4 protein-coding genes are annotated in these 3,819 nt (G+C 36.2%); 1 reads left to right on the forward strand and 3 read right to left on the reverse strand.

Translation table 11 applies throughout. From position 1 onward, the window contains the following. Positions 1-89 precede the first annotated feature (89 nt). The 3 genes from FD33_RS04745 to FD33_RS04755 all read right to left on the reverse strand — a co-directional run bounded on the left by FD33_RS04745 (position 90) and on the right by FD33_RS04755 (position 3,210). Positions 90-1,127, reverse strand: a complete 1,038-nt coding sequence (locus FD33_RS04745; RefSeq protein ID WP_025086356.1) for a PTS sugar transporter subunit IIC — start codon at positions 1,125-1,127, stop codon at positions 90-92. A 21-nt stretch (positions 1,128-1,148) separates the two neighbouring features. Continuing rightward, on the reverse strand, positions 1,149-2,087 hold the full coding sequence (locus FD33_RS04750) for a 2-dehydropantoate 2-reductase (RefSeq protein WP_025086355.1): 939 nt from the start codon (positions 2,085-2,087) through the stop codon (positions 1,149-1,151). 100 nt (positions 2,088-2,187) lie between these two features. Beyond that, positions 2,188-3,210, reverse strand: coding sequence for a zinc-binding alcohol dehydrogenase family protein (locus FD33_RS04755; protein WP_025086354.1), 1,023 nt, complete (start codon positions 3,208-3,210; stop codon positions 2,188-2,190). 138 nt (positions 3,211-3,348) lie between these two features. Here FD33_RS04755 and FD33_RS04760 point away from each other — a divergent pair, with 138 nt between their 5' ends. After that, positions 3,349-3,693, forward strand: coding sequence for a winged helix-turn-helix transcriptional regulator (locus FD33_RS04760; protein ID WP_025086353.1), 345 nt, complete (start codon positions 3,349-3,351; stop codon positions 3,691-3,693). Positions 3,694-3,819: the final 126 nt, after the last annotated feature.

Consider the following 3,819-nt stretch of genomic DNA (forward strand, 5'->3'; position numbering starts at 1 on the left):
ATTAAAAAACTGGTATTGATTATTCATCAATACCAGAAAGTATAGAACCATAAAAATAGAGCTCACACATTTGTGTGAACTCTATTTTTTTAACCTAAGAATTCGAAAACATCTTTACGGTCATATAAATGAAGAATCTTTTCTAAAATGAACTGTAAAGCTAATGATATGATTACTGGAATTACTAACCAGCTAATCAATAATAGGGCAATATTTAAACCGGCCTCCATTGATGCTAGTAGTCCAACTAGTCCAACCAAACCGAATCCGGCTGACGCGGGTGTACCGGAAATGGAGAAGAGTGCTACAGGAATAGCGGAAATGGCAGCAGTTAATAAACAAGGAATAAGGATGATAGGTTTTCTAAATAGATTTGGCATCATCATTTTCATAGCTCCTAGGGCAATCGCAATGGTTACACCAGGTTTATTAATTTTCCAAGAATTAATGACAAGGACAATTGTAGTAGCAGCGACACCCATAGCAGCAGCTCCAGCGGAAATACCATTTAATTGAATGGCCATACCGATAGCAACTGTTGAAATTGGTGAAATAATAATGGTAGCAAAGGCACAACTAATCAAGATACACATAATGATTGGTTGCAAATTAGTGAAGGAATTGATTCCATCTCCGATGGCCTTAGTGATGTCAGTGACGTATGGGTAAAGATAAAATCCAATTAAACCAGCACCAACACCGACAACAATAGGGGTTAGAACAATAGCGACTGAACCAAATTTCTCACCAATCAGTAGAATTAGACCAACAGCAATAGCAGCTGTCAGCATAGTATTGATAATATCACCAGTACCGGCTCCAATATAGGCTTGAGTTTTAGCATTGAATTTAATTACACCGGAACCAACAAAGGCAGCTCCACCAACGACCATCATTGGCATTGGCTTGAATTCAAATTGGAGTGCGATTAAGGCTCCAATCAATAATGGTGTTGCAAGTTGAAAGATAATTGCCATTTGACCGATGGCAAGTGCAAAAGGATTGTTACCGAACAGTTTTAAGATAGCAGCTAAAACGGCATTGGGAATCAATCCGATGATAATACCGGTTGCGGTTCCTGATAATACTTTGTTTAGAAAAATTTTGGCTGTTAGTTTTTGTTTCATAATAATCCTCCTGTGATTTACCTATTTAGCACCAAGAATGTCTTCTTTGCAGTGAATTAGTTGTGTTAATAAATCACAATATGGAGTAGGAATCTGATATTTTTTACCTTTACGAGAAACCGCACCATTAATATAGTCGATTTCTGTTAGACGATTATTTTTAATCAAATCCTGATACATGGATGGATAATGTTTACCGATTGTCTCAGGATCGAAACATGATTCAACGTGGGCAACGACTTCATCAACGTCCAAATCAACGCCTTCGTGTTTAGCAACGGCAGCAAATTCATTTACAACAGTTACGACGATATCATGAGCTGGTTTAGTAGCACCGAACTCAGCCATATTGACATCAAGAATTGAGCAAAGGCAGTTCATAGTTCCGTTAACACAAGCCTTACGATAAATTGAGTAGTGGATATTATCTGAGTACTTGGCGTTTAAACCAGATTCGGAAAGAACTTTAGCCAAGTCTTTAGCAGCATCTTCTTGATTTTGACCAAGATTTTGTAATTCGACAGAACCATTACCGAACAGTTTAACCTCACCGGGGCCGACTAAGCCTGCGGTCCACATTGTGTTACCAATAAAGATATTTTCCATTGGAATATACTTTTCAATAGTATCTTCATGTCCGATACCATTTAAAAGGCAAAGAATTTTTGTATTCTCAGCAATAAGAGGTTTGACATCTTGTAACATTTCGGCCAACTGCATTGATTTGGTAAATAAAATAATTAAGTCAGCCTTTGTATCACCTTTAACTTCAGATGGAAGCATTACGGGGATTTGTTCAGTAATATCCTCACCATTAAAGTTAGCTTTTAAACCATTTTGACCTATAGCTTCAACGTGAGCTGGCCAACCGTCAACTAAAGTAACATCATTTCCACCTCTGTGAAGCATAATTCCAAAGCGACTACCCATGGCACCCGCACCTGCGATGATAATTTTCATCATGTTCACTCCTTTGTGATTTCTGTAACTATCATTATACTTGAATAGTTGTGAAAAAATCCACAAATAATTATAGTAAACGTTTCTACAAAAATAGATTTTATTTATGATTACTGATAACAACTTTACCGATCATATGATTTGTTTCCACCAATTGATGCGCTTTCTTTAGGTTATCAACGTTAATAGGCGATAGGGTTTTGGTTAGAGTACTGTGAATAGTCTTGCTATCAAGTAGTTGGGAAATATTTTCAAGAATGTCATGTTGCGTAATCATATCAGATGTTTGATAAAAAGATTTGGAATACATCCATTCCCAAGAAAATGTTGCTCGTTTTTTAGTTAATTTCTTAAGATCGATAGGACGATGATTTTCGGTAATTGAAGTTATCCTTCCGCTTGGTTTAATTAGTTGAGCCATTTCATCCCAATGTCCGTCAAGATCATTCAATTCTAGAATATAATCAACGTATTTAAAACCTAGTTTATGAACCTCAGTAACTAAATTTTTACGATGATTGGCGGTAAAATCGGCATGGTTTTGTCGTACCCAGGAAATAGTTTCAGCACGAGATGCAGTAGCAATTATTTTTAATCCGGCCCAGTAAGCCAATTGAGTAGCGATTGAACCAACACCACCGGCTCCATTGATTATTAGAATTGTCCGTTGATGGTTTTTTCCCTTATTATATGTAGAGATTTCTAATTGCTCAAAAAGGGCTTCCCACGCGGTTAATGAAGTTAATGGCATAGCTGCAATTTCAGCGTCTGATAAAGTTTGCGGAGCGTGACCGACAATTCTTTCATCAACTAATTGATACTCACTATTGCTACCAGGTCTAATAAAGGAACCAGCATAAAATATTTTTTCACCACAATGGAAGAGAGTGACTTCATTTCCAGTGTCAATGACTACTCCAACGGCATCCCAACCAATTACTTTAGGACTAGTTAACTTTCGGTAACCATTTTTTCTGACACCAATATCAACGGGGTTGACTGATGTTGCAGATATTTTTACTAATAGATCATGTCCTTTTGCTTCAGGTATGGGTTGTGAAAACTCAATTAAACTGTTTTTATCTTGGATAGGTAGATGTTCTGTAAATCCTATGGCTTTCATAATGTTATCCTCCTTGTTATTTAGTATTAATCGTGTGAGGAGTGTTAACAATCGTGAAATTTTTGTTACTAGTCGTAAATGATTGCTTCAAATTTAAAAAAAAGGTAATTTATATATTAATTGATTGGGAGTGAGGATATGCAAAGACACATTTATGATTGTAATGCGGGTTGCCCAGTAGAAAGCACTTTACAAATAATATCTGGAAAGTGGAAAAGTGTGATTATTTACCACCTATTTCAAAATGAGACTTGCCATTTTGGACAGTTACAACGTGAATTAGTAGATTGTTCTAGGAGAATGCTTGCCTTACAGTTAAATGATCTGGAGCAAGATGGAATAATTAAGAAAACCATTTATCAGGTGAAACCTTTGAGAACGGATTATCAGTTGACAGAATTTGGTAGAACTCTAGAACCTGTTATTGAAGCAATGACCAATTGGGGTAGTTTTTATAATCAAAAAAAGGCTTCGAGAACCTAAAATATCATATTATTTTAAAAAAATAAGTCCCTTTTAGTACTTCTGTTTAATTCCAAAAGGGGCTTTTTTCTATGACGAATTGTCAAATCAAGCGCAACTTTGTCCCGAAGAAAACTTCAAATGGAC

This window comes from Companilactobacillus paralimentarius DSM 13238 = JCM 10415, assembly GCF_001434985.1.
Taxonomy (GTDB): Bacteria; Bacillota; Bacilli; order Lactobacillales; family Lactobacillaceae; genus Companilactobacillus; species Companilactobacillus paralimentarius.